Source organism: Mycobacterium sp. pR1184 (assembly GCF_041287235.1).
GTDB lineage: Bacteria > Actinomycetota > Actinomycetes > Mycobacteriales > Mycobacteriaceae > Mycobacterium.
On the sequence record NZ_JBGGKR010000008.1, the window covers coordinates 113,853 to 139,748 of the forward strand.

At 65.7% G+C, this 25,896-nt stretch carries 22 protein-coding genes; 15 read left to right on the top strand and 7 right to left on the bottom strand.

All coding sequences use genetic code 11. From position 1 onward, the window contains the following. Positions 1 to 9: 9 nt before the first annotated feature. The 4 genes from bphC (at position 10) to ACAG21_RS16005 (ending at position 4,457) form a co-directional block, all read left to right on the top strand. On the top strand, positions 10 to 918 hold the full coding sequence (gene bphC / locus ACAG21_RS15990) for a biphenyl-2,3-diol 1,2-dioxygenase (RefSeq protein ID WP_370497111.1): 909 nt from the start codon (positions 10 to 12) through the stop codon (positions 916 to 918). 187 nt (positions 919 to 1,105) lie between these two features. Further along, positions 1,106 to 2,569, top strand: coding sequence for an FAD-dependent oxidoreductase (locus ACAG21_RS15995; protein WP_370497112.1), 1,464 nt, complete (start codon positions 1,106 to 1,108; stop codon positions 2,567 to 2,569). Between the two features lie 215 nt (positions 2,570 to 2,784). Continuing rightward, positions 2,785 to 3,630, top strand: a complete 846-nt coding sequence (locus ACAG21_RS16000; protein WP_370497114.1) for an IclR family transcriptional regulator — start codon at positions 2,785 to 2,787, stop codon at positions 3,628 to 3,630. Beyond that, on the top strand, positions 3,627 to 4,457 hold the full coding sequence (locus ACAG21_RS16005; protein ID WP_370497116.1) for an SDR family NAD(P)-dependent oxidoreductase: 831 nt from the start codon (positions 3,627 to 3,629) through the stop codon (positions 4,455 to 4,457). Before ACAG21_RS16000 ends, ACAG21_RS16005 begins: the two co-directional genes overlap by 4 nt. Here the strand turns inward: ACAG21_RS16005 and ACAG21_RS16010 are convergent. After that, on the bottom strand, positions 4,372 to 4,725 hold the full coding sequence (locus ACAG21_RS16010) for a ferredoxin (protein ID WP_370497118.1): 354 nt from the start codon (positions 4,723 to 4,725) through the stop codon (positions 4,372 to 4,374). The genes ACAG21_RS16005 and ACAG21_RS16010 overlap by 86 nt on opposite strands. Further along, positions 4,725 to 5,846 (bottom strand): Rieske 2Fe-2S domain-containing protein, encoded by a 1,122-nt coding sequence (locus tag ACAG21_RS16015; RefSeq protein WP_370497119.1) that lies wholly within the window; start codon positions 5,844 to 5,846, stop codon positions 4,725 to 4,727. Before ACAG21_RS16015 ends, ACAG21_RS16010 begins: the two co-directional genes overlap by 1 nt. 101 nt (positions 5,847 to 5,947) lie before the next feature. Here ACAG21_RS16015 and ACAG21_RS16020 point away from each other — a divergent pair, with 101 nt between their 5' ends. Beyond that, positions 5,948 to 7,651 carry a 3-ketosteroid-delta-1-dehydrogenase gene (locus ACAG21_RS16020; protein ID WP_370497120.1) on the top strand — a complete coding sequence of 568 codons (1,704 nt, stop codon included), beginning with the start codon at positions 5,948 to 5,950 and terminating at the stop codon, positions 7,649 to 7,651. Here the strand turns inward: ACAG21_RS16020 and ACAG21_RS16025 are convergent. Continuing rightward, the gene (locus tag ACAG21_RS16025; protein ID WP_370497344.1) at positions 7,648 to 8,259 is read right to left on the bottom strand and encodes a PadR family transcriptional regulator; all 612 of its coding nucleotides are present in this window, start codon (positions 8,257 to 8,259) and stop codon (positions 7,648 to 7,650) included. The two genes, ACAG21_RS16020 and ACAG21_RS16025, sit on opposite strands and share 4 nt — an antisense overlap. A 209-nt stretch (positions 8,260 to 8,468) precedes the next feature. Between ACAG21_RS16025 and ACAG21_RS16030 the strand changes: the two genes are divergently transcribed. From ACAG21_RS16030 to car, 3 genes are all read left to right on the top strand, one after another. Then, complete coding sequence (locus ACAG21_RS16030; protein ID WP_370497121.1) at positions 8,469 to 9,389, top strand: TIGR03619 family F420-dependent LLM class oxidoreductase; 921 nt, start codon at positions 8,469 to 8,471, stop codon at positions 9,387 to 9,389. 166 nt (positions 9,390 to 9,555) lie between these two features. After that, positions 9,556 to 10,701, top strand: a complete 1,146-nt coding sequence (locus ACAG21_RS16035; RefSeq protein WP_370497122.1) for an alkene reductase — start codon at positions 9,556 to 9,558, stop codon at positions 10,699 to 10,701. 131 nt (positions 10,702 to 10,832) lie between these two features. Beyond that, positions 10,833 to 14,342 (top strand): carboxylic acid reductase, encoded by a 3,510-nt coding sequence (gene car / locus ACAG21_RS16040; protein ID WP_370497346.1) that lies wholly within the window; start codon positions 10,833 to 10,835, stop codon positions 14,340 to 14,342. Between the two features lie 47 nt (positions 14,343 to 14,389). On the opposite strand, the gene ACAG21_RS16045 is transcribed toward car, so the two are convergent. Further along, on the bottom strand, positions 14,390 to 15,220 hold the full coding sequence (locus tag ACAG21_RS16045) for a hypothetical protein (protein ID WP_370497348.1): 831 nt from the start codon (positions 15,218 to 15,220) through the stop codon (positions 14,390 to 14,392). A gap of 78 nt (positions 15,221 to 15,298) precedes the next feature. Further along, positions 15,299 to 15,748: a DUF1003 domain-containing protein gene (locus ACAG21_RS16050; protein ID WP_370497124.1), complete on the bottom strand. Its 450-nt coding sequence runs from the start codon at positions 15,746 to 15,748 to the stop codon at positions 15,299 to 15,301. Positions 15,749 to 16,099: 351 nt separating this feature from the next. On the opposite strand from ACAG21_RS16050, the gene ACAG21_RS16055 reads away from it, so the two are divergent. The 4 genes from ACAG21_RS16055 to ACAG21_RS16070 all read left to right on the top strand — a co-directional run bounded on the left by ACAG21_RS16055 (position 16,100) and on the right by ACAG21_RS16070 (position 19,723). Then, the gene (locus tag ACAG21_RS16055) at positions 16,100 to 17,224 is read left to right on the top strand and encodes an FAD-dependent oxidoreductase (protein WP_370497125.1); all 1,125 of its coding nucleotides are present in this window, start codon (positions 16,100 to 16,102) and stop codon (positions 17,222 to 17,224) included. A gap of 69 nt (positions 17,225 to 17,293) precedes the next feature. Next, positions 17,294 to 18,382, top strand: coding sequence for a putative zinc-binding metallopeptidase (locus ACAG21_RS16060; RefSeq protein ID WP_370497126.1), 1,089 nt, complete (start codon positions 17,294 to 17,296; stop codon positions 18,380 to 18,382). A 145-nt stretch (positions 18,383 to 18,527) separates the two neighbouring features. After that, positions 18,528 to 18,968 carry a flavin reductase family protein gene (locus ACAG21_RS16065; RefSeq protein WP_370497350.1) on the top strand — a complete coding sequence of 147 codons (441 nt, stop codon included), beginning with the start codon at positions 18,528 to 18,530 and terminating at the stop codon, positions 18,966 to 18,968. Between the two features lie 35 nt (positions 18,969 to 19,003). Then, positions 19,004 to 19,723: a pyrimidine reductase family protein gene (locus ACAG21_RS16070; protein WP_370497352.1), complete on the top strand. Its 720-nt coding sequence runs from the start codon at positions 19,004 to 19,006 to the stop codon at positions 19,721 to 19,723. A gap of 16 nt (positions 19,724 to 19,739) precedes the next feature. Here the strand turns inward: ACAG21_RS16070 and ACAG21_RS16075 are convergent, their stop codons facing one another. Continuing rightward, positions 19,740 to 20,225 (bottom strand): polyketide cyclase, encoded by a 486-nt coding sequence (locus ACAG21_RS16075; protein WP_370497128.1) that lies wholly within the window; start codon positions 20,223 to 20,225, stop codon positions 19,740 to 19,742. Positions 20,226 to 20,583: 358 nt separating this feature from the next. Between ACAG21_RS16075 and ACAG21_RS16080 the strand changes: the two genes are divergently transcribed. Together ACAG21_RS16080 and ACAG21_RS16085 are read left to right on the top strand one after the other, a co-directional pair. Then, positions 20,584 to 20,925, top strand: a complete 342-nt coding sequence (locus ACAG21_RS16080) for a hypothetical protein (RefSeq protein WP_370497130.1) — start codon at positions 20,584 to 20,586, stop codon at positions 20,923 to 20,925. Between the two features lie 129 nt (positions 20,926 to 21,054). Further along, positions 21,055 to 22,848: a protein kinase gene (locus tag ACAG21_RS16085; RefSeq protein WP_370497353.1), complete on the top strand. Its 1,794-nt coding sequence runs from the start codon at positions 21,055 to 21,057 to the stop codon at positions 22,846 to 22,848. 3 nt (positions 22,849 to 22,851) lie between these two features. Here ACAG21_RS16085 and ACAG21_RS16090 read toward each other — a convergent pair whose 3' ends face one another. Continuing rightward, positions 22,852 to 24,273 (bottom strand): adenylate/guanylate cyclase domain-containing protein, encoded by a 1,422-nt coding sequence (locus ACAG21_RS16090; RefSeq protein WP_370497131.1) that lies wholly within the window; start codon positions 24,271 to 24,273, stop codon positions 22,852 to 22,854. 359 nt (positions 24,274 to 24,632) lie between these two features. Here ACAG21_RS16090 and ACAG21_RS16095 point away from each other — a divergent pair, with 359 nt between their 5' ends. Further along, on the top strand, positions 24,633 to 25,853 hold the full coding sequence (locus ACAG21_RS16095) for a sensor histidine kinase (protein WP_370497132.1): 1,221 nt from the start codon (positions 24,633 to 24,635) through the stop codon (positions 25,851 to 25,853). The last annotated feature ends 43 nt before the right edge of the window (positions 25,854 to 25,896 follow it).

Below are 25,896 nucleotides of genomic sequence, written 5' to 3' on the forward strand. Positions count from 1 at the left end.
GAGCCTTCGATGACGGATCTGAAAAGCCTTGGCTACATTACGATCTCGACGAACGACATCGATCGCTGGCGCCGCTTCGCGTTCGGTGTGCTGGGCTTCGCCGAAGGCTCCGGGCCTGATCCTGACGCGTTGTATCTGCGGATGGACGAGCGCGCCGCCCGGTTGATCGTGGTGCCGGGTGATACCGATCGCGTGCTCACCATCGGCTGGGAGGTCCGTGACCACCCGGCGCTGCAGCGGGTCAAGGCGACGCTCGATGGGGCGGGCGTGCCGTTCAAACAATTGTCGGTCGAGGAGGCCGAGGCCCGCCGGGTCGAAGAGGTGATCACCTTCGAGGACCCGGCCGGCACCACGCTCGAGGTGTTCCACGGCGCGGTGCTCGATCACAGCCCGGTCGTCACCCCGTTCGGCGCGCGGTTCGTCACCGGCGATCAGGGCATGGGCCATGTCGTGGTGCCGGCCACGGATCTGGCCGCGGTGTTCGAGTTCTACACCGAGGTGCTGGGTTTCCGGTCGCGCGGCGCGTTCCGGGTGCCGTTGCCGAAAGAGTATGGCCCCGTGCGGGTTCGCTTCCTCGGCATCAACGAACGTCACCACAGCCTGGCGATCGTGCCGGCCGCGCACATGCGCGACCCGCGCCTGGTGCACATCATGGTCGAGGTCGACACCCTCGATGCGGTGGGCCAGGCGTTGGATCGGGTCACCGCCGAGGGCTTCCAGTTGTCGTCGACGCTGGGCCGCCACACCAACGACAAGATGATCTCCTTCTACGTCCGGGCGCCGGGCGATTGGGACATCGAGTTCGGCACCGCAGGTATGCGGGTCGACGAAAACTATTACACCGCAGAGGAAATCACCGCCGACAGCTACTGGGGTCACCAGTGGGTCGGCGAAATGCCGGCAGCGATGCGGATGTGACCGCGGTGCTGTCGATGGCCGGCAATATCTCATCCGCCGCAGAGTTCGAGCAGACCACGATGTGCCCGCCTCCGAGCGACAACGCGAAAGCACACCTGACAAGAAGTCGAATTGTCGCTCGGAGGCGGGCAAAAGGTCGCACCCACCACTGCGGTGATCTAAGTGACAGAAGGGATTTCGACCGCTGATGAATGATTTGGACGTCACTCCGATCCCGGCGTCGTCGATCACCGCGTGGGATCACGAGGCCGACGTCGTCATCGCCGGCTACGGCGTCGCGGGTGCCGCGGCCGCGGTCGAGGCATCGCGCTCCGGCGCCGACGTCCTGGTGCTGGAGCGCACCGGTTCCTGGGGCGGCGCGGCGGCGATGGCCGGCGGGTTCATCTACCTCGGCGGCGGGACACCGCTGCAAAAGGCCTGCGGCTTCTCCGATTCCGTCGAAAACATGCAAGCATTCCTCAACGTGGCGATGGGACCGGGCGCCGACGAAAACCGCATTGCCGATTACTGCGCCGGCAGCGTCGCCCATTTCGAATGGCTGGTCGGGTGTGGCGTGCCGTTCAAGGCGGAGTTCTTCTCCGAGCCCGGCTGGGAGCCGATGGGCGATCAGGGCCTGATGTACAGCGGCGGTGAAAACTCCTACCCCTTCAACACCATCGCCTCCCCCGCCCCCCGCGGCCACGTCCCGCAGATGCAGAACAAGAAGCAGGGCGAAGCCAGCGCGGGCTACATGCTGATGAAGCCGCTCGTCGAAACCGCCACCGCGGCAGGCGCTCGCGCGCTGTACGACATGCGGGTGCGGTGTTTGATCGTCGAATCCGACGGCAGGGTGGTCGGCATCCGCGCCCGCCAGTACGGTACCGAGATGACGATCCGGGCGCGTACCGGCGTCGTGCTCGCGACCGGCAGCTTCGCCTACAACGACGCGATGGTGGCCCGCTATGCGCCGCGGATCGCCGGCCGTCCGGCCGCGTCGATCGAGCAGCACGACGGGCAGGCGATCCGGATGGCGCAGGCCCTCGGCGCCGACCTGGCGCACATGGATGCCACCGAGGTCGCGATCTTCATCGACCCGCAGCAGCTGGTGCGCGGGATCCTGGTCAATGCCCGCGGTCAGCGCTACGTCGCCGAGGACACCTATCCCGGCCGCGTCGGGCAGCTCACGCTCTACCACCAGGACAACACGGCCTACCTGATCATCGACGACGACGCCCAGGAAGCGGCGATGGCGTCGTGGTCGCCCAAGTTCATGCTGCGGGAAGCGACGTGGGTGGCCGACACCGTGGCGGACCTGGAGCGCGACATCGGCCTGGCCCCCGGTTCGTTACAGGCGACCGTCGCCGCCTACAACGAGGGCGCCGCGCGCGGTGAGGATCCGCTGCTGCACAAGAAGCCGGAGTGGATCAGGCCGATCGGCAGCCCGGTCGGCGCGATCGACCTGCGCGAGAACACCGGCGGCTTCACGCTGGGCGGGCTGGCCACCACGCTGGACGCCGAGGTGCTGCACGTCAGCGGCGAGCCGATTCCGGGGCTCTTCGCCGCGGGCCGTTCGACTGCTGGGCTGGCCGCCTGGGGTTATGCCAGCGGTGTCTCTCTCGGTGATGGCAGCTTCTATGGCCGGCGCGCCGGACGATCGGCAGCCAAGGGCTGAGCAGCTCTTACTACGCGGGCGCCGTCGGCGTTCGAGTGTGCGCTCACGGCTTCGAGTCTGCGTCCAGGGCGGCTTTTCGGCCCAAATCCCGCCCTGAGTGCACTCACAACACGATCCGTGTCGCGTCGTGTGTGACAGCGGCCACACGCATGTGGTAGATATATATTCCTAATAGGAATATGGCAGCCAGATAGATCGCAGCCCATGGAGGATCGATGGCCGGGACGCTGAAGCCCCTCGACGCAACCACCCCCACGGCCGTGATCGATCGCATTTCGCTGGTCCTCGATGCGTTTGACGGGCCGGGTCGCCTGACGCTGGCCCAGCTCGTGCGGCGCACCGGGCTGCCGCGTTCCTCGGCGCACCGGATGCTCGAACGGCTGGTCCAGCTGCGCTGGCTGCGCCGCAGCGGCCGCGACTACGAGCTAGGGATGCGCCTGGTGGAACTCGGGTCGCTGGCCGTGCACCAGGACCGGCTGGTGCGAGCGGCCGGGCCGCTGCTGGGCGAATTGCACCGCGCCACCGGGCTGGTCGCACATCTGGCGGTGCTGGACGGGCCCGACGTGGTGTACCTCGACAAGGTCGGTGACCGGATGGCCGACGCGATCCCCACCCGGGTCGGCGGCCGACAGCCCGCACATTGCACCGCCGTCGGAAAGGCAATCCTGGCCTACTGCGACCAGGACGCGCGGGTCGATCTTCAGGTCCGCAAGACCAAGTACTCGATCTCCACCAGTTCGCAGCTGGCCGCCGAATTGGCCAAGGTGCGCGCACATGGCGTGGCGTTCGAACGCGAGGAGTCATTGCTTGGATTCGGTTGTGTCGCAGCGCCTATCGGCGAAGGCCAGGACGTTCAGGCCGCGGTGTCGGTATGCGGCCCGATGAGCCGGATGATGTTCGATCAGCGACTCACCGCGCTGGTACGCATGACGGCGATGGGCATCTGGCGCAATGCCGAGGACGGTCCACTTGGCCACCCAAGGGTGGCGCCCACCCTGCAGCCGCTGCGCCCGCTGCTCCCCCAGCGTCGCAGTCCCGCACCCGCGTTGCAGTACGCGTGAATCCGTTCGCGGGCGGCGTCGCGGTCATCACCGGAGCCGGCTCGGGTGTCGGCGCGGGACTGGCCCGACACGCGGTCACGCTGGGGATGACGGTGGTACTCGCCGACATCGACGCCGAGGCCGTCGCCGTCCTGCGCGAACAGCTCTGCGCGACAGGCGGGTCCGCGGTTGACGTGGTGTGCGACGTGCGCGACCCGGATGCGGTGCAGGAGCTCGCTGAGCGCACCTACCGCGATATCGGGGCCGTCCGGCTGCTGGTCAACAACGCCGGCGTGGAACAGTTCGGCTATCTGTGGGACACACCGGTGGCGAACTGGCAGCGGGTCGTCGACATCAACATCAGCGGCGTATTCCACGGCTTGCGAGCCTTTCTGCCGAAGATGATGGCCACCGACGAGACCGCCTGGGTGTGGAATCTGTCCTCGGTCGGTGCGGTGGGGGCAATTGCGTTGCAGGCGCCCTACATCGTGAGCAAGCACGCGGTGCTGGCGTTGACCGAGTGCCTTTATCTCGATGTGGAGTCGGCCGGGCACAGCCACCACATTCACGTGCAGGTGGTGCTGCCGGGCGCGGTGAAATCCAACATCTTCGAGTCGGCCGGCGGTGTCGACTCGCACGGCGACGGTGGCGTTGCCGAGGCGCAACGCGCGGCGATGCTGGACGTCAAGGCGGCGGCGATGGATGCGGAGGCGGCCGCGGCGGCGATCTTCGGACAGGCCGCCGAAGGACGCTTCTACCTGCTTACCGAACCGGAGTATGTCGGGGCGGCGATGGTAGATCGAGCGAATGTTCTTGCGGCGCAGAGCCCTCCATCTCGTCGACGATAGCCAACTCCCCCTGGCGCACCGCATCGAGGATCGACTCGCGCAGCGCCGAACACACCAGGAACACCCCGCGATTGGCGTACGCCGACACCTTCTGCGCTTCGGCTCGCTGCGCGCAGCGCCGCGTCGCATCGGCGTTCCACTGCACGCTGGTCTGATTCCAGGTGCTCTTGCGGACCAGCACCTGCGCGCCGCAGTTATCGCATGCCACGGGCAGCATCGGCATCTCGTCGAGCCGATTATCGGTCCGCACAGGCGAATTCAATGCCATCACACCGAACCCTGAGCGGCCATGTTCGCCTCGACCTCTTTCATCCACGCCTCGTACGGCCGAGTGGTGTCGAGCTCGAATTCGAAGCGGTCCACCATGTCCGGCTCGACATCGGCGACGTCGACGTAGAACTGCTCGTACCAGCGCCGCAGCTGATAGACCGGGCCGTCCTCCTCGACCAGGAGCGGATTGTCGATGCGCGCCTTGTGCCGCCAGATCTCGACGTCCTGTTCGAAACCCAGCTTGACGTAATCGCCGAGCTGAATTGCGGTTTGAACCGGGTCTCCGGGCAGCGCTTCCGACTTCTTGACGATGATGCCGTATTGCAGCACAAAGGAATTCGAGTCGATCGGATAGTGACAATTGATCAGCACGGATTGCGCGTCACCATATTCGTAGTGGTAGGTCAGGTCGTCGATCATGAAGGACGGACCGTAATACGACGCCACCGACGTGTTGCCCAGCATCCGTGCGCCTTCGGTGCCACCCATGTCGGGGCGGCCCTCGCCGTTCATGTACTGCGTCGCGACGTGACCCTCGAAGATGTTCTTGAAGTAGGTCGGCAATGCACCGTGGATGTAGTAGAAATGCGCCATATCAACGACGTTGTCGATGATTTCGCGGCAGTTGCTGGTAGCCACGACCGTGGTGTACCAGTGCCAGTCGGTCCATTCGTCGCTGGTGGCTCCCTCGATGCGCGGGATCGTCACCTCCGGCGGCGGTGGTTTACGTTCCGGATCGTTCCAGACGAACAGCATGCCGTCCTGCTCCAGCGTCATCCAGGTCGCCGTGCGGGCCAGTTTGGGTGCGCGCCGGGCATAGGGCACCTTCTTGCATCGCCCGTCGCCGCCCCAGCGCCAGTCGTGGAACGGGCAGGCGATCTCGTCGCCCTTCACCTCGCCCTGGGACAGGTCGCCGCCCATGTGCCGGCAGTAGCTGTCCAGGACGTTGATTTTGCCGTCCCCGCTTCGGAAGACGACAAGCTTCTGGCCGAACGCGTTGATCGCATGTGGCTTGCCGTCACCGAAATCTCTGATCAACCCCAGACAATGCCAGCCGCGGGCAAACCGCGTCGGTGCGGCCTGGGCCTCAATGAGCCGAATTTCGTCGGTGTCATGCATAGGCACGATTCAACTCCGCGAATAGCCTCATCCGGGCTTGGCGTTCCACTCATCAGGACGACTATTCCGCTGCTTGGTCACCGCGACATACCGTTCTCGGCGTGACAGCACACAGCACGACGATCCCCGCCGGAATTCCCGTGGCCGACACCAGCGTCGACTTACTGGTCGTGGGCTCGGGCACCGGGATGGCCGCCGCGCTGGCCGGCCACGAACTGGGGCTGTCGGTGCTGGTCGTGGAGAAGGCGTCGCATGTCGGCGGCTCGACTGCCCGCTCCGGCGGCGCGCTGTGGCTGCCCGGAAGCCCGGTCCTGGCCGAGGCCGGCGCGAACGATACGCAGGCCGACGCCGCAACCTACCTGGATGCGGTGGTGGCGGGTTCGGCGCCCGCGCAACGGTCGAGGGGATTCTTGACGCAGGTGTCCGCGACGGTCGAGATGCTGCGACGCACCACTTCGCTGCGCTTCTTCTGGGCCCGCGACTACTCCGATTACCACCCCGAAGAGCCAGGCGGCCGCGCCGCGGGGCGCACCTGCGAGTGCCACCCGTTCGACACCGCACTGCTCGGTGCCTACCGCACCCGGTTGGAGCCCGGCTTGATGGAGGCAAGCGTTCCGGTACCGACGACGGGCGCCGACTACCGTTGGATGAATCTGGTGGCACGAGTGCCGCGCAAGGGAATTCCGACGTTCTCCAAGCGAATTGCGCAAGGAGTGGGCGGTCTGATGCTGGGCCGGCGCTACGCCGCGGGCGGTCAGGGCCTGGCGGCGGGCATGTTCGCGGGGATGTTGCGCGCCGGCATCCCGGTATGGACCGGCACCAGCCTGTTGCGTCTCGACGTCGACGGGCACCGGGTCCGGGGCGCGGTCGTGGTGCACGGCGGCCGTGAGGTGTCGATCACGGCCCGGCGCGGTGTCGTGCTGGCCACCGGCGGTTTCGACCACAGCATGGACATGCGCTGGAAATTCCAGTCGGAATCGTTGGGCGCCAACCTGAGCCTGGGGGCCGCGGCCAACACCGGCGACGGGATCCGCGCCGGGCAGGAACTCGGCGCTGGCATCGATCTGATGGACCAGGCGTGGTGGTTCCCCGCCATCGCGCCGCTGCCCGGCGAGGCACCCGCTGTGATGCTGGCCGAGCGGTCGCTACCGGGCAGCCTGATCGTCAACCAGCACGGGCACCGCTTCGCCAACGAGTCATCCGATTACATGACCTTCGGCCAACGGCTGCTGGAGCTGGAACGCGCGGGCAGTCCGGTGGAATCGATGTGGATCGTTTTCGACCAGCAATACCGCAACAGCTATGTGTTTGGCGCCCAACTCTTTCCACGGATGCGCATACCGCAGAAGTGGTACGACGCCGGCATCGCCGTCCGCGCCGGCGACTTCGCCCAACTCGGGGTCCGGATCGGCGTGCCGGTTCCGGAGTTCACCACGACGGTCAACCGCTTCAACGAAGACGCCGCCGCCGGTGTCGATCCCGACTTCGGCCGGGGCCGCAGTGCCTACGACCGCTATTACGGCGACCCGACGATCTCGCCCAACCCCAACCTGCGCGCGTTGACCAAAGGCCCGTTCTATGCCGTTCGCATGGTGCTCAGCGACCTGGGCACCTGTGGTGGATTGAAAGCCGACCACCGAGCGCGGGTGGTGCGTGAGGACGGCGCCGTGATCGACGGGCTCTACGCAATCGGCAACACCGCTGCCAACGCGTTCGGCACAACGTATCCGGGTGCGGGTGCCACCATCGCGCAGGGACTCGTCTACGGCTACATCGCCGCGCGGGACGCGGCCGGCGCCGACTAATCGGCGTCGCGCTTGGCCTGCACCTGCTTTTCGACCTCGCGCCAGGAACCTGGCGTGGTCCGCGGTTTGCCCGAACTACCCTTCGGCGCCGTCTGCAATATGCGGTCGGCCTCGTCGATGTCCTTCATCATCTCCAGCGCGAACTCGCGCTCGGCGGCGTAGTACTTGGCCGCCCAGCGCAATGCGATCACCGAGTAGGCCCAAGCGGGTTCGGCTTCGGCGCCCTCGGCATCCTCGACCGCCTTGCGATAGCAGGCCTCGGTGTACTCGACGTAGTCCTGCAGCAGCTCCTTGAGCCGGGTCGGGTTGCTCAAATGCCCCAACGTCATCCGCATCAGCACGCTGTGTTTGAGCACCGGCGGGTCCACCGGTGCGTCAGTGGCCCACTCGGTGACCGCGGCCATTCCGGCCTTGGTGATCTTGTAGAGCCGCCGGCTGCGGGTGCCCTCGTCGTGCTCGACGCGAGACGTCGCCAGGCCCAGGCCCTCCAGCTTCTTCAGCTCGGTGTAGATCTGGCTGTACGAGGGGCTCCAGTAGTAGAGGTCGACACTCCAGTCGATCCACTTCTTCAGGTCGTAGCCCGACACTTCCTCTTCGTAGGAGAGCATGCCCAGCAAGGCCCAGCTGGTCGCCGCAAGCGACCCTTTCACCGGCTCTTCGCTGGTCTGCGCCACGTCGCAAGGTTAACAACCCCGTACCCGCGATCGCGCGACACTGACCGCTGGCCGGGACACGCTAGCTGGCCGGTTTTGGGTGACGACGGCGGCCGGGTGCGTTTTGATTTCGTTGTCCGCCGCATTCGAGAAGGAGTTCCCGCGTGAAATTCGTCTTCCCTCTTCCGCATATGCTCCGCCTCAAGGCCACGATTCAGTCCTGGGAACCAGAGGTCACCGGGCCCGATCAGACCCGGATGGCCAAATGCGCCGACCGCTGGGGCTACGACATGATCGCTTTCCCGGAACACCTCGTCATTCCGGTCGAGCATGTCGACCTGTCCGGGCCGCACTATCTACACTCGACGGTCGCCCAAGCCCATGTCGCCGGTGCCACCGAACGCATCGCGATCAATTCCTGTGTCACGGTGTTGCCGCTGCAGCATCCGATCGTCCTGGCCAAAGCGCTGGCCACCGCCGACTGGATGAGTGGGGGCCGGATCATGGTGACCTTCGGAGTCGGTTGGCTGGCAAGGGAATTCGAACTGCTCGGGGTGCCTTTTCACGAGCGGGGCCGCATCGCCGACGAATACCTCGCCGCGATCGTCGAATTGTGGACCAGTGACACACCGCAATTCGAGGGTCGCTACGTATCCTTCGACAACGTCGTGTTCGAGCCGAAACCCGTCCAGAAACCCCACCTTCCGATCTGGATCGGCGGTGACGCCGACGCGGCCCTGCGCAGGGCGGCCCGGCACGCCTGCGGTTGGTGGGCGTTTCTGACGCCGCCCGAGCACATTGCCGAGAAGGTGGACTACATCAAATCCCAGCCGTGCTACGACGGTCGGCCGTTCGACGTAATGCACGGGATGGGCACCAATCGGGTCGGCGAAGGGCATGTTGTCCGCAAAGGGATTCGCGACCGGCCGGGTATGAGTGCCGCACAGCTCATCGACAGGCTGAACTGGTTTGCCGAGCAGGGCGTGACGGTCAGCGCCGTTCCCGTTCCGGCGGTGCGCGGCGTCGAGGAATATCTCGACTACGCCCAGTGGGTGATCGAGGAGATCAAGCCGAACGTCCGTTAGCTGGGTTCGCTCGTTGTGGGAGTCCACGCCTCGCACGCGGTAGGACACGTGTCCTAGCGGCGACGGTATCGCACCGACAACATGGAGGTGTCCGCGCGGTCAACGAGGCAGTTCGCAGGTCCGGAGTCGCGGCGGTCAACTCCCCCGATGAAAGGTGCGGACAACCGTGGCCCGAAGATTTGCCGGCCGAACGCAACGTCTCTACTCGTCGCGCGCGGCCGCATGCGCACTACCCACGCGGCTGCTGTGTCCTGGTCATCCTTTGCTGGCCCCAGTCCAATTGGGCGCGTTGTACGCACCGAACCGGATTCTGATGGCGCCCATCACCCGCACCCGCGCCGCCGACGACGGAGTACCCACCCGGCTGATGGCCGATTACTATGCGCAGCGGGCGAGTTCGGGTCTGATCATCTCCGAAGGCACCTTCACCTCGGCGCGGGGGCAGGCGTACCCCAACCAGCCCGGTTTGCACACCGACGCGCAACAAGACGGATGGGCGCGCATCGCCGAGGCGGTCCACGCGGCGGGCGGCCGAATTGTGGTGCAAATCATGCACTCTGGCCGGATCTCGCATCCTGACATCCTGGGCGGTCGGCGGCCAGTGGCGCCGTCGGAGATCCGGCCCAACGGCACGGTGCACACCGCCGTCGGCAAAAGAGCTTTCGTCGTACCGCACGAACTTACTGCTCACGAAATAGGTTGCATCGTTTCTGATTTCGTGTCCGCAGCGTGCCGTGCCCGCGCTGCCGGCGCCGACGGTGTCGAGATCGACGCCGCCAACGGCTACCTGTTGAGTCAATTTCTCACTTACGACGCGAACTATCGACGCGACGCCTACGGCGGATCCGCCCCGGATCGGGCGCGGCTTCCGAGCGAGGTCGTCGCCGCGGTCGCCGACGCGATCGGTCCCGACCGGCTGGGGCTGCGTATCTCGCCGGGCAATCCGGAGAACGATATTCACGAACCGGACCTCGAGGCGCACCTGATCCTCGCCAAGCACGCCCGCGAACTGGGGTTGGCATATCTGCACGCACGAGTCCCACCCGAACGGCCGATCTACTCGTGGCTGCGTCGCCGCTGGCCAGACCGCCTGCTGCTCAATCGCAGATTCCAGACGACGACCACCCGTGAGCGAGCCGTCGACGTCGTTACGACCGGTACGGCAGACGCGGTCACCATCGACAATGCGTTTCTGGCGAATCCGGATCTAGTGCGTCGATGGACCTACGGTGCACCGCTCAACGAGCCCCGCATGGAATTCCTCTACACCGGCGGCGCGTCGGGCTATACCGATTACCCATCGATGTCGTGACGCGTAACCAAGCTCACACTCAGCGGGCGTAAGCCCCCGATCGTCCGGGCGGTGGCCGGCTTCGAAGAAGAGATATGACGGAAGGACACGCCATGACGAGCGGATCGCAGCACGACACAACCTTGACCGAGATGGATGATGACCGAGACAAGCGCCTGGCCCGCCGGGTGGCTGAATTGTTCGACACCGACCCGCAATTCCGGGCGGCGGTGCCGCTTCCCGAGGTAGTCGAGGCGGCCTGCGCGCCGGGCCTAAGGCTCACCGAGGTCTTCGAGACCATCGTCGAGGGCTACGCCGATCGTCCCGCGGTTGGGGAACGCGCTCGCGCATTGGTGACCGACGTCAACGGCCGCATGTCGATACGCCTGCAACCGCGCTTCGAGACCATCAGCTACCGCCAACTGTGGGACCGGGTGCGCGCGATCGCCAGCGCCTGGCGCAACGACCCCGAGAACCCGGTAGGGCCAGGCGATGTCGTGGCGACGATCGGATTCGCCAGCGCTGACTATCTGGTCATCGACATGGTTTGCGCCTACCTCGGCTTGGTGACCGTGCCGCTGCAGCACAACGCCTCGGCGGCAAGGCTGCGCCCGATCATCGAGGAATGCGAACCGACGATCGTCGCGGTCAGCGCCGAATACCTGGACCTGGCAGGAGAATCCGTGCTGACCAGCGCCTCGCTGCGGCAGCTGATCGTCTTCGACTATCACGGCGGCGTCGACGAGCAGCGGGAGAACTTCGAACATACCCGGGTGCGCTTGCAGGGCTCGGCCACCCGAGTCGTCGTCACCACGATCGACGATGTGGTCGAGCGGGGCAGCCAATTGCCTGCGATCGCACCCAACACCGACACCGGTGACGACCGCCTGGCAATGATCATGTACACCTCCGGCAGCACCGGAACGCCCAAGGGCGCCATGTACACCGAGGCAACGGTCACCAAGGTGTGGACATCGGGCTCGTTCCTCGCATCCGGCCTGCCCGTCTTCGACGTGAATTTCATGCCCCTGAATCACCTGGGCGGCCGGCTGCCTCTGGCGTCGGCCTTTCTCGCCGGTGGCACGAACTACTTCGTCCCCGAGTCCGATCTCTCGACGCTGTTCGAAGACTGGGCACTGGTGCGGCCCACCGAACTCGGTGTTGTTCCCCGGGTGGTGGAGATGCTCTACCAGCACTACCGCGGCGCGGTCGACCGCGGGATCGCCGAGGGGGCAGATCCCGCCACCGCGGAGCGGGATGCCGCGACCGAGATGCGCGAGAACGTGCTGGGCGGCCGGGTTCTGGGCGGTTTCGTCGGGAGTGCACCGCTGGCCACAGAGATGAAGGCCTTCCTGGACGGGGTGCTCGGCGCGCACATCGTGGACGGCTACGGTCTGACCGAGACCGGAATCCTCACCCGGGATGGTGTGATCAGCCGCAAGCAGGTCATCGACTACAAGCTGATCGATGTCCCGGAGCTCGGTTACTTCCTGACCGACCGGCCTTATCCACGTGGGGAATTGCTCGTCAAGACCGACATGATGACGCCGGGCTACTACAAGCGCCCGGAAATCACCGCCCAGGTTTTCGACGAGGACGGCTTTTACCAGACCGGCGACGTGATGGCCGAGGTCGGACCCGACCGGCTGGTCTACGTCGATCGTCGCAACAACGTGCTCAAGCTTGCTCAGGGCGAGTTCGTCGCGGTGACGAACCTGGAGTCCATCTACGCCGGGGCGCCACTGGTGCGACAGATCTTCGTGTACGGCAACAGCGAACGACCCAGCCTGTTGGCAGTGATCGTGCCCACTCCCGAAGCGATCGCCGAATACGGCAACAGCCTAGCTTTGAAAACTGCTGTGCACCAATCCCTTCGGCAGACCGCGGCGTCCGCCCAGTTGCAGTCCTACGAGCTGCCCGTCGACTTCATTCTGGAAACTAAACCGTTCACCGCGGAGAACGGGTTGCTCTCCGGCTTGGGCAAGCAGCTGCGCCCCCGGCTCAAGGAACGCTACGGCGAACAGCTCGAGCGGCTCTACACCGACATCGCGGCCGCACAGGTCGACGAGATCCGGGTACTGCGCGAGAACGCGGCCGACCGGCCGGTGGTCCAGACGCTGGCCGGAGCCTGCCGCGCCCTGCTCGGCACCACTGACGCCAGCCCCGAAGCGCACTTCATCGACCTCGGCGGAGATTCCTTGTCCGCGTTGACCTTCTCGCACCTACTGGGTGAGATCTTCCGCGTCGAGGTCCCCGTCGCGGTGATCACCAGCCCGGCCAACACCATCGCGAAGGTCGCCGACTACATCGAGGCCCAGCGCGGAGCCGGTATCCGACGGCCGACCTTCAGCACCGTTCACGGGCAAGGTGCCACTGCTATTTCGGCCGCCGAGCTGACGTTGGACAAGTTCGTCGACGCCCAAACATTGTCCACTGCAACGTCTTTGCCGCACGCCACCGGTGCGGCGGAGACGGTGCTGCTGACCGGAGCTAACGGTTGGCTGGGACGATTTCTAACCCTGGAGTGGCTGAAGCGTCTTGCCGAACGGGGCGGCAAGCTGATCACGATCGTGCGTGGCCGCGACGTCGCTGACGCCCGGGCTCGCTTGGAAAAGGTCTTCGACAGCGGCGATCCCGAGCTGCTGAGTCGGTTCCGCGAGCTTGCCGCCACGCATCTCGAGGTGCTCGCGGGCGATATCGCCGACCACAACCTGGGTCTGGACCCCGCAACCTGGCAACACCTGGCCGACACCGTCGATCTGATCGTGCATCCGGCCGCACTGGTCAACCACGTACTGCCGTACGACCAGCTATTTGGGCCCAATGTCGTTGGGACCGCGGAACTTATCCGGCTGGCGATCACCACCCGGATCAAGCCCGTCACCTACCTGTCCACCATCGCGGTCGCAATGGCGGTGCCCCCCGGCCAGTTCCAGGAGGACGGTGACATCCGGCAGGTGAGCCCCACCCGTCCGCTCAACGACGACTACGCGAACGGGTACGCCAACAGCAAGTGGGCCGGCGAGGTGTTGCTAAGGGAGGCCAACGAGCTGTGCGGCCTGCCGGTCGCGGTGTTCCGCTCCGACATGATCCTCGCCCATACCCGATACCGCGGCCAGCTCAACGTGCCCGACATGTTTACCCGGCTGATCTTCAGCCTCCTGGTGACGGGCATTGCGCCGCATTCGTTTTACGAACGTGACGGCGTCGGCAGCCGGGCGCGGGCCCACTACGACGGCCTGCCGGTCGACTTCATCGCCGAGGCGATCACCACGATCGGCTCGCGGGTCACCGAAGAATACCGTTCGTTCGACGTCATGAACCCGTACGACGACGGTGTCTCGCTGGATGTGTTCGTGGACTGGCTGATTCGAGCCGGACACCGGATCCAGCGCATCGCCGACTACGACGAATGGCTCAACCGGTTCCATACCGCGCTGACGGGTTTGCCCGAGCGGCAACGTCAGCAGTCGGTCCTGCCACTGCTGCACGCGTTCGGAAAACCCGAGAAGGCAATCCGGGGCGCGGCCGCACCCACCGCCGTGTTCCACGCCGCGGTGCGTGCCGCCAACATCGGACCCGACAAGGACATCCCGCATATCTCGGCGGAGTTGATCGACAAGTACGCCGACGACTTGCGGCAGCTGTCCTTGATCGGCTGAGACCCGCGCCCTGTTGCCGGAGGTCACCGACAAAGTCGCTTAACGAATCACTGGATCCGCAGTCCCCGCGTGCGCACCCAGAGCGTCGCCGCAATGGTTCCGGCCACCCAGACCGTCAGCGCAATGCCCAGGTGCACGAAGCTTTTCGTATCGCGGCCGAACACCGGCCAGATCAGCGCGGGCACCTTTGTCCAGAGCAGCCGATGCTCTACCCCGTTCATCGGGTCGGCGACGTAATACAGCGCGTAGGGCAGCGTCAGCGCAAGGATCCAGCCGCGGGTGCGGCGATGGTCGGCGCGCTGCCGCCAGCGCCGGGTCAGCGGCGCGACGCCGACGGGGTGCAGCACCGAGAAGAAGTTGCCCACCCCGAGCCAGGACACGATGGGCACCGCGACCGTCGGGATCGTGATGCCCAGGCGCTGCGGGGTTTCCAGCCACAGCGTGAGCACCACCGCCGTCGCCAACGTCGGCAACCCGACGATTACCAGCAGGGCCAGGTTCTTTATCACCAGCACGCGCCAGAACGGCACGCCGTCGGACACGGCCTGGACGACCCGATAGTGGTCTGAGCCAAGCAGATTCGTTGTGGTGACGTCGGCGAGGATCCACGACGAGAAATAAGTGCCGACCAGAACCACCCAGTCCTGGTGGCGGCCCAGCGTCAGCGGCTGCACCGCCAACCACCCCACCGCGAAGACCAGGTTCGCCACCACACCCATCAACCAGGTCCGGGGCGGGGTGAAGGCCCAGCGGATTTCGGCGGCAACGGCCGGTCCCAGCGGGCGCCCCAAATCCTTGGCCGCCCGCTTGGCCGCGGCGGGACGAGGTGCGGATGCCCGCGCCACCATCCGCAAGGCGGCACGCAACCGCGGGCGCATCGCCTCGTGCAATTCCGCCACGTCAACCCCCACGCGAGCGACCATCCACTGTGCCAATGCCTTTCGCTTGAGCGAAGGTCACTGCCGCGATGCCCCGATGAACCGCCGATGCAGTTCCTCGGTGAGCAGGTGAATCTCACGTGTGAGTTCGGTGTTGGTCTTCAGCTCCAACTCCTGGGTCTGGAAGTCGTGGTCGGCCCTGGCCTGTTGGAAAGCCGCCTGACGGTTCTGGCCGATCATCACGAACGTCGACAGGAAAATCGCCTCGAGCGATACGACCAGGGTCAGCGTCGGCCATGGACTTGGTTCGACAAACACCATCCACACGCCGAACAAGGCCGCGTGCAGCCAGACGAAGTTCATCGATCCGGCAAATGCCGTGATCCGGTCCGCCAGTCGCAACTGGACATTGTCGCTGCGCCGCTTGGCTTCCTCGAGGACGGCGGGGTGATGGATCTGCCCACCGCGCAGCAGCCGGCGCGGAATCAATTGGGGGCTGTGTCGATGGCCGTCGGCTTGTGTCGTCATGGGAAGCGGGTTCCTTTCTGCCGCGGTGATATGCGCGTTCGGTGTCCGCTGAGCCGCTCCGGCGGATGGACGTGCCGCTGGCTAATGCTAGTGGCCGACGAGCGGCACAACGGCCACGACGGTGACCGCAGGCCGCCTTGGCGGTGACGACGAGCGAGTTGTCGCCTACGTTTGCGGCTGAGCTCTCACCCTGGGCGTCCGGGTAGAACGTGTTACAGTTTGCCGGTTCTGGCCGGTGGTCGAGGCAGCCGGGCGTTTTCAGGGCGAGGAGGCCCGCATGGATTCCAGTGCCGGTGACCGCGCGCGTTACATCTCACGGAAATCCCCTGCAGCAGAAATGGATACGCCGTAATGGCGGCGCGCAAGCGCGTCGTCGTGGCGGGGCTGGGCGACGTGGGCCTGTTGACCGCGATCCGGCTGGCCAAGCACACCGACGTCGTCGGAATATCGGCCAAGCCCGCGCTGGTAAGTGGCCAGGAACTCGGCGTCCGGATCTCCCGACCCGGCGACTGGGCACGCGACTACTGGATTCCGTTCGACCGGTTTCGCGGTTTGGATCGCGTGCGCACGGTGCAGGCCACACTGACCGGACTGGACCTGGTGTCCCGAACGGTGTTCGGCCGCGGCGGTGACGGCGCGACGATCGCCGAGGAGTTCGACGCGCTGGTGATCTCCACCGGGGTGACGAACGGCTTCTGGCGCCAACCAGCCATGGAATCGGCCGCCGAGATCGGCGCCGGGCTGCACGCCGCGCACCACCGGCTGGCCGCAGCGAGCTCCGTCATTGTCGTCGGCGGCGGCGCGGCGGCGGTCAGCAGCGCGGTCAACATGGCGACCACCTGGCCGGGCAAGCGAATTGACCTGTACTTCCCCGGCGAGGCCGCACTCCTCGGGTATCACCCGCGGACCTGGGAACGGATCTGCGCCCGACTCAGTGCACTGGGCGTGGGCGTGCACCCCGGCCACCGCGCGGTGATCCCGAACGGCGCCGGCCACGAGATCACCAGCGAACCCGTCAGCTGGACCACCGGACAACCGCCGGCCACCGCAGACGCGGTGCTCTGGGCCATCGGCAAGGTCCAACCCAACACCGACTGGCTGCCGCCCGAACTGCTCGACGAACACGGTTTCGTTCGGGTGTCACCCGAACTGGAGGTGCCCGGCCATCGCGGTGTGTTCGCCGTCGGAGACGTCGCGGCCAGCGACCCCCTGCGCAGCTCGGCGCGTAACCGCGGAGATTCGTTGGTAGCGCACAACATCCGTGCCGAGTTCACCGGTCGACGGCTGCGCACCTATCGAACACCGGGACGACGGTGGGGCTCGCTGGTGGGGATCCAGGCCGACGGGCTGGAGGTCTTCCTGCCCACCGGCCACGCGTTCCGGTTGCCCGCCTGGTCGGTCCAGCGGGTGGTGATGCCGGGCCTCGTCCGCTGGGGCATGTACCGCGGGGTGCGGGCGAACGACCCGCTGCGGTAATCGCCTGCGCCCGTGAACGTCTGACCTCGGTGGGTGCTGTTCGACCCGGTTCTATGCCACGATGATCGCGTGCGCGCATTCGCCTGCCCGGTGTGCCACGGGTTCGTGACGTTCGAATCTCACCGCTGCCCGAATTGCCAGGCCGCGTTGGGGTTTCACGCGCCGTCGATGGCCATGGTGGCGACCTCATCCGGTGCCGCGGTCGTGGACGGTAGCCAGTGGATTCAGTGTACGAAAGCAGCCGACCTGGGCTGCAATTGGCTGGTGCCCGCCGAACAGCCGGATCATGCCAGCCGCGGACGATGCCTGCCAGATTCTGCGATCCGGCGGGAACCGGCCGCCGACGACACGATTGCGCTCGAGAAGCTGGTGTCCACCGCGGTCGACCTGCGCCGGCTCATCTATCAGTTGCTAGACCTCGCACTACCGGTGGATCCGTTCTGGCGGGCCGATGGTGGCCTCGCCTTCGACCTGCTGTCCAGCTACAGCTCGGGGCAGAAAATCGTGATCGGCCATGCCGGTGGGGTGATCACCATCGACCTGACGGAATCCCTGGACGCTTACCGGGAATCGCTGCGGGTGCACCTCGGCGAGCCGTATCGCACCATGTTGGGGCATTTCCGGCACGAGGTTGGTCACTACTACCAGAATCTGTTGGTCGAAACCGGCCCCGGCGTGCGCTATCTGGACGAATGCCGGGAGCTGTTCGGCGATGAACGCGCCGATTACCAAGCCGCGATCGCTCGCCACTACCAATTCGGTGCGCCCGAGAGCTGGGAAGAGTCGTTCATTTCGGAATACGCGACGATGCATCCGTGGGAGGACTTCGCGGAATGCTTTGCGCACTATCTGCACATCACCGACACGATCAACACGGTGCGCGAGGCCGGTTTGATTCTGGTCGCCGACCGCGCGAGCGTCGCCGTTCCCCGCGACATCGTTCCGCTCGCCTCCTATGCCGAGGCGCCCATCGAGCAGCTGCTCTATGACTGGCAGTGGCTCGCGCTGTTCTTCAATCGCATCAACACCGCGATGGGCAAGGCGCCGTTGTACCCCTTTGAAATCCCGCCGCCGGTGATCCGCAAATTGGGCTTCGTACACAAGGTGATTCGTCAGGTGGCTCCCACCGGCTACACAGGACCGTCGAATACCCTCTGATCGGCCGAATGGGGCAGCCGGACCGTGCCACTGACGACCATTGGAGTCGATGTGATTTCAAACCGCACCGAATGGGAATAGAGAGCGGGTGGGCGAGCCGGGGGTTACTGCGTTTGAGAAGTTGGTGGCGCTGCTCAACTACCCGATGTTCGTGGTAACGACACAGTCCAACGGGGCGACGGCCGGCTGCCTGGTGGGCTTCGCGTGCCAGGCCAGCATCCGTCCGCCTCGGTTCCTGGTCGGCTTGTCCTCGCAAAACCACACCTTCCGCGTGGCCGCCGAGGCCACCCATCTGGCAGTACACGTCTTCGATATCGAACACATCGACCTGGTCGAACTGTTCGGCAGCCAGACGGGCGACGAGACCAACAAATTCAACCGCTGCCGCTGGCACCGCGGTCCAGCGGAGCTACCCATCCTCGACGACGCGGCCGCCTGGTTCGTCGGCAAGATCATTGATCGCTTTTCGCTCGGCGATCACGTCGGGCATCTGCTGGAACCGTTGGATGGCGACCCGCCGACCGAACAGGAGCAATGGGTGTCCTTTGACGATGTCCGCTCGCTGGACCCGGGCCACGAGGCATGACGGCATCCGAGCAGCACCACAAGCAGGCCGACACGGTGCACGATTCGCCCCGGGTGGGCACCGTCAGCGACATCGCCGAACTCGCGTCGTTCTATGCCGAGCCCCCGGACGGGGTGCGCGTCAACATGATCTACAGCGCCGACGGTGCCGCCGTATTCGGCGGTCGCGCCGGCCCGCTGTCGGGCCCAACCGACCAACAGCTCCTGAAGATCCTGCGGGGATTCGCCGACGTGGTGCTGGTCGGCGCCGCCACCGCGCGGGCTGAGAACTACGGTCCGGTGCAGCTCAGCGACAGTCAACAAGCCGAGCGGCAGCGCGAAGGCAGGAGCAAGCCGCCCCCGATCGCCGTGATCAGTCAAACGGGTCAGCTCCCGACCCGGCTCGTCAGTGATCCGAGCCACCCGCCGCTGTTGGTGACTTGTGCGAAATCCGCGGAGCGGCACAACCACAGCAGCGATCAACGATGCGGCGTCTTGGTGGCCGGCGAGGACACCGTCGATGTCGCACGCGCGATCGCGCTGTTGCGCGCGCACGGGCTGTCCCGGGTGCTGTGCGAGGGCGGACCGACACTGCTGGACGAACTCGTGGACGCCGACCTGGTCGTGGAGATCTGTGTCACGCTGGCCCCCAAGCTCGCCGCGAGCCAACCGCTGGGTCACCGACGTCAGCCGTCACGATTACCGCTGCCCGCCGCATTGCGGCTCGAGCACGCACTGGCGCACGACGACTACCTGTTTTTGAAGTATCGCCGCTGACCGCGGTCGCCGAGGGTCAGGACCGCGGATATCCCCGTCGCACCGTGCGGTCGAGAATGCCTAGCGTCGCCCGCAGCGCGCCCTCGGAGATCACCGGGAAAATCCCGGCTTCCCGCCACTTCGGGTCGATGTTCGACCAGTCGTAGAACGAGGTGACCACGGTGCCCGCCGCGTCCTCGGTCGGCTCGAGCCGGAAGCCGTAGATGTGGCCGATCTGAGGGCGGAGCTGACCGAGGACCGTCCACGAAATCAGCCGGTCCCGGTCGAACTCGGTGATCTCGACGGTGACGTCGTACTTGCCGAGCTGCGGGTAGTCGTTGAGCGCCTCGCGGTCCATGTGCACGACGAAGCTCTCGCCGGCCGCCGTCACCGGATCGCCGTCGGCGTCCTGCAGCATTCCCGTGGAGTCGATCGCGACATGACCTTGCGGGTCGCACAGCAGCCTGAAGATGTCGGGCGCCGGCGCCGCAATGGTGCGCTGAATCTCAATGCGTTCGGTCATGCGTCCTCCCAGCCAACGTTGATGGGTCGGGAGGTCACTTTACGACGCTCACGCCCGTCGATGTCCGAAAGCGGATGCCCCGCAACGGTTGCCTCGCGGTCCCGCAACGCCCCAGCTGTGCTGCTGCGATGGCGCCGGCGACGGTGCTGTGTCACGGTGGATTGATGTGGCGGCGCGATTCCCGAATGCATGTCCGGGCCTATTCCCCGTCTCGGCCTGCGACGGGCCAGTCCGGGGCATGCGCCCGGTTTCGCTGCGGTGACACACGTTCAAACGATCGTCGAATTGCCTGTGCGACATCACCTTGCGCGCCCCGTCGTCCACTTTCGCGCGGTTCCCGAGGAGGACCATCGGCCAAGTGAGCAACTCAGACGACGATGACGGCTACCGCAACATCGCGGTGAACCGGCTGCGGCCCAACGAACTTCGCTGGGCACTCAACCACGATTCCGTTCATGGCATTGCGTACGCGTTCAAGAATCCCGTCGCGGTTGCCGACTCCAGCGACGACCCCGACGACGACCGCATGACCTACTTGGTGCGGATCAAACGCGACCACTTGGCCGCGGCGCTGGGGAAAATCAACGAATGGATCGTCAAGAATCCCGGTAAGGCCGGGATTCACGCATATGGGTTTCTGCGGGCGTTATCCAGGGAGGGCCTCAGCGAACGCCGGACCGGTGACGAGGAACGCCGCTGATGCTCGGCTGCTGAAAGCGCTGTCGGCCGCGCGACCGCACGCTATCGAATTTGCTGGCATTCTCTCTATTCACCGTGCCTGCGACTGGCCCAAACTATTAGCCTGATGCCTGGCAAAGAGGAGTCGGCGATGGGTGACACCGCGGGTTCGCGGGAGGGCTCGCAGTTCGGGCCGTATCTACTGCGACGGCTGGTGGGTCGCGGCGGGATGGGCGACGTCTACGAGGCCGAGGACACCGTCCGTGAACGGGTCGTCGCGCTGAAGCTGATGTCCCAGACGCTGTCCAGCGATCCGGTCTTTCGCGCCCGGATGCAACGCGAGGCCCGCACCGCGGGACGGCTGCAGGAGCCCCACGTCGTGCCGATTCACGACTTCGGTGAGATCGACGGCCAACTCTATGTGGACATGCGCCTGATCGACGGTCGCGATGTCGCCACCATCTTGAGCCGGTACGGGCCGCTGAAACCGCCGCGGGCGGTGGCGATCGTGCGCCAGATCGGCTGCGCGCTCGACGCCGCCCACGCGGCCGGCATCACGCATCGCGACGTCAAACCGGAGAACATCCTGGTCAGCGGGGACGACTTCGCCTATCTGGTGGACTTCGGAATCGCCAGCGCCACTTCCGACGAGAAACTGACCCAGTTCGGCACCACGGTGGGCACCTTCAAGTACATGGCCCCGGAACGGTTCAGCGACTCCGACGTCACCTACCGGGCCGACATCTACGCCCTGACCTGCGTCCTCTACGAGTGCCTGACCGGGTCTCCGCCGTACCAGGGCGATCAGGTCAGTGTGATGAGCGCGCATCTGCACCAGTCGATCCCGCGGCCCAGCGCCGCCCGGCCGGGCATCCCCGCGGCCTTCGACCAGGTCATCGCGCGCGGCATGGCCAAAGATCCGCTGGACCGCTACCCCACCTGCGGCGATCTGTCGGCCGCCGCGTATGCCGCGCTGGCCACGCCGGATCAGGACCGGGCGTCCGATATTTTGCAACGCAGCCAAGTCGCCGAACTACCGCCCGCGTACGCGAATCAGGCGCCGCTGGGTTTTGCGTCCACGCCACCCGCCATGGCGAACCAGAGCCCGGGTTGGCCGCCGTCGGCGACCGGGATGCCCGCTCCGCCCAGTGGAGCGATCCCACAGCCGACGGGATGGCCCGGCGCGCCCGGCTGGGGCGATCCCTCCAGTGTCGGCACGGCGTGGGCCCAGCCGCCGGCGCCCCGGCGCGCCGGCAAAGCGTGGCTGTGGGTCGGCCTGGCGGGCGTCGTCGTCGTAGCGCTGGTGGCTGCCGTTCTCGTGGTCGCCCAGCCCTGGCGGTCGTCGGGACCGTCCTCGTCCAAACCGCCGACGACAGCCAACGGGGTGGAGCTCCGGGTACTCGACGACGGTGTGTTGGTGGGCAGCCCGGCGGCGCCGGTCACGATCGACATCTTCAACGAACCCATGTGCCCGCCCTGCGGCAGCTTCATCCGGTCCAACGCGGGCGATATCGAAACCGCGGTGAACAACCAGAAACTCGCGGTGCGCTATCACCTGCTGAGCTTCCTCGACGACAAGTCGCACAGCAAGAACTACTCCACTCGCGCGGTGGCGGCCACGTACTGCGTGGCGGCCCAGAACGACCCGAAGCTCTACATGAACTTCTACTCGGGGATATTCGCCAGCGCCTTCCAGCCCCAAGAAGGCGCACCCGAAGACCGAACCGACGGCGAGCTGGCGCAATTGGCCAAGACCGTCGGTGTCGACGCCGACGTGATCAACTGCATCAAATCCGGCGACGACATGGCCACGGCCAAGACCAAGGCCGACGCCGGAGACACGACGCTGGCCGGGTTCAATGCCTCTGGGACACCGTTCGTCTGGGACGGCAACAAGTCGATCAACTACCAAGACGCGACCTGGCTGACCAAGCTGCTCGGGTGAGCGTCAGGAACGGACCGGGTCGGCGCCGTTGAGTGGCGACAGCGCTTGGCGCACGTCAGCCGGCACCGAGGTGTACACGGCGAGGAGGTCGCAAACCCCTTCTTGCCTATCGCATTCGATCACCTTGACGAACGCCTGCTGGCCGGCCACCTCGAGCGCGAGGTCGTCGAAAGGACAGACCGTCACTGCGGTGCGAATGCGAAGCGCTTCCTCGCCGCCGGCGATCACCTCGGCGGCATGTTGTTCGCCGATGATCTTGTCCTTGATGATCGCCATGCCAATCGGTTTCGGCACCGCGAGACTGCTCAGAACCCGGTCGGTGCTGGGCAGCCGCAGGTCGTACTCACCGGCCAGGCCTCGGACATCGTGGACGGTCACCGGATCCTTGAAGCCCTTCGCGCGGATCTGGAAGGAGCCCAACGTGCTTGCGATCCCGCTGATCTCGCGATATGTCCAATCGGAGACCAGAACCTGGCCGCCGACGGTGTGTGCCTCGATGCGGGCGACCAGGTTGACCGTCCTGCCGATGGCGGTGTACTTCTGCCGGCGGCGCGAGCCGATGGTGCCGACCACGACCTCGCCGGTATGCACGCCGATCCCCAGCGCCAGCTCCGGTAGCCCCTGTTCGCGATGGCCGGCGTTGAGATCGTGCATCGCGAGCTGCAATTCGAGTGCGGCGACGACCGCGTGCTCGGCGGCGTTGTCGTCGGTGATGGGTGCGCCGAAGAAGACGAGCAGGCCGTCGCCCAGGATTTCGTTGATCGTGCCGTTGCGGCGGAACATGACGTCGGTCGCGCGCTCGAGGAAGCCGTTGAGTACCTGGACCACCTGCTCTGGCGGTAGCACCTCGGACAAGGCGGTGAACCCGCGAATGTCGGCCATCAGCACCGTGAGGGTGAGTCGCTCACTGCTGAGGTTTCCTTCCGGGCGCGCCAGTAGTCGCGCCTTGACCTCTTCGGAGACATAGCGGCCGAAGATCTCCTCGACGCGGCGCTTCTGTTCGGTCAGTTCCTTCGCCTGTCGCCGCGCGTCCTCGCCGGCTTGCAGTTCGCGGACAATCGTGACGGCCTTGGAGATCGTGGTCCGCAGGTCGGCTACATCAAGGGGCTTGACTTGAAAGTCGAAGGCCCCCCGCATCATTGCCGCGCGCACATTCTCCAGGTCGTTGTAGGCGGTAAGCACGATGGTTTTGAGCGGGCGGCGCAGCTTTGTCACCTCGGTGAGCAATTCGAGGCCGTTCATCTGCGGCATATTCAAGTCGGTGATCAAGACCTCGAGATCCGGGCTCGCAGCCACCAGCTTCAAGGCGTGCACCGGATCCGTGGTGAAGATCAGGTCGTACTCTCCGCGCTGCAACTCCTTGCGGAAGCGGCCCTTGAACAGCGCCCCGACGTCTTCCTCGTCATCGACGACCAGAAGCCGCACCGGCTGCTCAGTCTCTGGCGCAGCGGCCCCAATCATCTACGCCTCAATTACGTTGCCAACGTGTTGGTTTGGTGTTTGTTCACCAGGCGGTAATGCAGTGTGCACCTTCATCGCGTTGCCCGCGTCGGCTGAAGCTCTCGCGTATCGTAACCGACACGTACCCGCACCGAGTGCGATTCCCGGCCGTCAGAAGCTATCTCGCGGTTGAACGCAAGGTTACATTCAGTCTTCGCCCTCGCGGGCGTTCGGTGATTGTCTGCCGCAACGGAATTCGGGCCGGCATCTTTCTCGTCGTTGCCTCGCATCGGCGCCGACCATGTCCCTACACTGCGCATACATACGAACACCGATGAGGCAGCGTGGAACAAGACAGCGATCCCCCGAACGTTCGGCGGCCTTGGCCGACAAGCAGGGTCTTCTGGAACCTCGCCATGGCGATGATCGGCTTCGGGGTGCTCGTCGCCGTGGCCGGTCGAATCTCCCTTCTCGGGCTGGGAATTGATCGTCACGAAGCGTTTCGCCCCGAACCCGTCTTCACCAGCATCACGGCCGGGCTGCTGATCGGCCTGTTGAACTATCTGATCGTCAGCCGGGTGGTGCGCCACCGTTTGCACGTGGTCTCGACCCGCCTGATGGCGGCACAACGCGAAATCGCGGCCAGTGTGGGCGCCGATGACTGGGAGCCGCTGACGATGCGGTACGGGCTGCCGGTGTACAGCGACGACGAATTCGGCCGGACCGCAGCGTCCTTCAATTACCTACTGAGCTCGCTAGATTCCAGTCAACTAGCCGAACGCGAGCTGCGCCAGAGCCTGGTCGAACAGGCCAAGCTCGCCGCGATGGGAACACTGACCGCCGGCGTCGCGCACGAGACGAAGAACCCGTTGAACTTCGTCAAGAATTTCGCCGAGTTGAACCTCGAGCTCTGCGACGAGCTTCGCGACATCGTCACCGAGGACGGCGAAGAGTTGGTCTCAGACATCGGAGCCAATACCACCAAAATCGTTCACCACGCCGACCGGGCCCTCGCGGTGATGGCGACGATGCTCCAAGTCGGCCGATCGCATGCCGGCGACGCACAGCCGTGTCATCTGAACACGATCGTCGAGCAGAGCGCCGGGCTCGCCGAGCATTCGTGGCGGGCCAGCCACCAGGGCGCGCGTTGCGCGATTCAAATCAGCCTGGATGACGACGACCCGATCGTGCGCGGCTTCGAGGGTGACCTCGTGCAGGTGATGATCAACCTCGTCATGAACGGGCTCGAAGCCGCGTCGACCGACGCCGACCGGGTCGGCGAGGTGCACATCACGGTGCGGCACGAAGACCAATGGACGACCGTCGTGGTGACGGACAACGGGCCGGGTGTCGACCCCGAGACCCTGCCGCGCATCTTCGAGCCCTTCTTCACCACCAAGTACCGCAGCGGGGGCACCGGCCTTGGTCTTTCCATCAGCAAAAACATCGTCGACAACCGGCATCACGGCGAGCTTTCCGCGAGCAATGTGCCCGGCGCCGGTGCCCGGTTCGTCGTAAAACTGCCGCTGGAGGCGGTGGCCGCCAAGGCTGCCACACCCGCCTAGAGCGCTTGACGCCCAATGCATTTCACGCCGAGAGGGAAAAGCC

What these genes read in the sequence shown, in the direction of transcription:
- ACAG21_RS16010 (WP_370497118.1), bottom strand. Translation starts at nt 4,725, where the DNA reads ATGGCATTGAATTCGCCTGTGCGGACCGATAATCGGCTCGACGAGATG.
- ACAG21_RS15995 (WP_370497112.1), top strand. Translation starts at nt 1,106, where the DNA reads ATGAATGATTTGGACGTCACTCCGATCCCGGCGTCGTCGATCACCGCG.
- ACAG21_RS16000 (WP_370497114.1), top strand. Translation starts at nt 2,785, where the DNA reads ATGGCCGGGACGCTGAAGCCCCTCGACGCAACCACCCCCACGGCCGTG.
- car (WP_370497346.1), top strand. Translation starts at nt 10,833, where the DNA reads ATGGATGATGACCGAGACAAGCGCCTGGCCCGCCGGGTGGCTGAATTG.
- ACAG21_RS16025 (WP_370497344.1), bottom strand. Translation starts at nt 8,259, where the DNA reads ATGCTCTCCTACGAAGAGGAAGTGTCGGGCTACGACCTGAAGAAGTGG.
- ACAG21_RS16050 (WP_370497124.1), bottom strand. Translation starts at nt 15,748, where the DNA reads ATGACGACACAAGCCGACGGCCATCGACACAGCCCCCAATTGATTCCG.
- ACAG21_RS16065 (WP_370497350.1), top strand. Translation starts at nt 18,528, where the DNA reads ATGTTCGTGGTAACGACACAGTCCAACGGGGCGACGGCCGGCTGCCTG.
- bphC (WP_370497111.1), top strand. Translation starts at nt 10, where the DNA reads ATGACGGATCTGAAAAGCCTTGGCTACATTACGATCTCGACGAACGAC.
- ACAG21_RS16075 (WP_370497128.1), bottom strand. Translation starts at nt 20,225, where the DNA reads ATGACCGAACGCATTGAGATTCAGCGCACCATTGCGGCGCCGGCGCCC.
- ACAG21_RS16055 (WP_370497125.1), top strand. Translation starts at nt 16,100, where the DNA reads ATGGCGGCGCGCAAGCGCGTCGTCGTGGCGGGGCTGGGCGACGTGGGC.
- ACAG21_RS16085 (WP_370497353.1), top strand. Translation starts at nt 21,055, where the DNA reads ATGGGTGACACCGCGGGTTCGCGGGAGGGCTCGCAGTTCGGGCCGTAT.
- ACAG21_RS16015 (WP_370497119.1), bottom strand. Translation starts at nt 5,846, where the DNA reads ATGCATGACACCGACGAAATTCGGCTCATTGAGGCCCAGGCCGCACCG.
- ACAG21_RS16045 (WP_370497348.1), bottom strand. Translation starts at nt 15,220, where the DNA reads ATGCGCCCGCGGTTGCGTGCCGCCTTGCGGATGGTGGCGCGGGCATCC.